Here is a 1,220-nt window from a genome sequence, read left to right as displayed (position 1 = left end):
TGGATCGGCTACACTTAGTTAGACAGAAATTTTAAGGTCAAGTAGAATGAACTATACTAATCAGTTATGAGGAGAATCTACATGACAAGAAAAGTACGTCGAACATTTACCGAAGAATTTAAACAACAGATCGTGCAGCTATATCAGAATGGAAAGCCTCGCAAAGACATTATCCGTGAATACGAATTAACCCCTTCTTCACTTGATAAGTGGATTAATCAAAGTAAGTCCTCTGGTTCCTTTAAAGAAAAGGATAACCTCAGCCCCGAACAGAAAGAGCTGCAGGAACTTAGGAAACGTAATAAGCAATTAGAGATGGAGAATGATATTTTAAAGCAAGCCGCGCTGATACTAGGACGAAAGTAAATGTGATTAAGAACAACCAGCACAAATACTCGATATCAGCAATGTGCAAAGTCCTACAACTCTCAAGAAGTACGTATTATTATGAAGCAAAAGAACGAAAGAATGAAGATGATCTAACTTCGGATATCATTGAAATTTTTCATCAAAGCCGCCAAAATTATGGTACGAGAAAGATAAAACATGAGCTTAAGAAACGAGGGAAATTGGTTTCTCGTCGTCGTATCGGTAGAATCATGAACGAACAAGGGCTTGTTTCAGCTTATACTGTGGCTCAATTCAAACCACATAAGGATAAACCAAATGAAAGTAATCAAGCGAATGAGTTAAATCGTGAATTCATACAAGAGGAAGAGCTGGCTGTCGTGGTCAGTGACCTAACGTATGTAAGGGTCGGTAAAAAGTGGCATTACATATGTGTATTTGTTGATCTCTATAATCGGGAAATCGTTGGCTTTAGCACAGGTGAGAACAAAGATGCTCTACTAGTTTATCGGGCTCTATCGTCAATTAAAGGTAATTTGCATACGATTCAAATGTTCCATACTGACCGAGGAAGAGAGTTTAAGAACCAGGTCATTGATGAGGCGCTAGAAACGTTTAAAATCAAGCGATCTCTAAGTTTGAAGGGTTGTCCATATGATAATGCAGTAGCAGAAGCAACATTCAAAATCATTAAAACAGAGTTTGTAAGGAAACAAAATTTTGATAGCTTAGAAGAGTTACACAGAGAGTTTACAGACTATGTACACTGGTTTAACCACCTACGTATCCATGGTACTTTAGATTATTTAAGTCCAGTGGAATACAAACTTACACACCTTAAGAAAACTGTCTAGTTTAGTGTTGACAATCCA

1 protein-coding gene is annotated in these 1,220 nt (G+C 37.4%); it reads left to right on the top strand.

The features are described 5' to 3' along the window. The first annotated feature begins 81 nt into the window (after positions 1-81). A protein-coding gene (locus PZE06_RS25760; RefSeq protein WP_377982087.1) for an IS3 family transposase occupies positions 82-1,202 on the top strand; the annotation gives its coding sequence in 2 pieces (ribosomal slippage) (positions 82-331 and positions 331-1,202; 1,122 coding nt in all). Positions 1,203-1,220 lie beyond the last annotated feature (18 nt).

Origin of the sequence: Robertmurraya sp. DFI.2.37, assembly GCF_029211245.1 — a bacterium.
Classification (GTDB): Bacteria; Bacillota; Bacilli; order Bacillales; family Cytobacillaceae; genus Robertmurraya; species Robertmurraya methanolica_A.
Note: the sequence above shows the minus strand (reverse complement) of the source record. Positions and strands in the feature narration are given on the sequence as shown.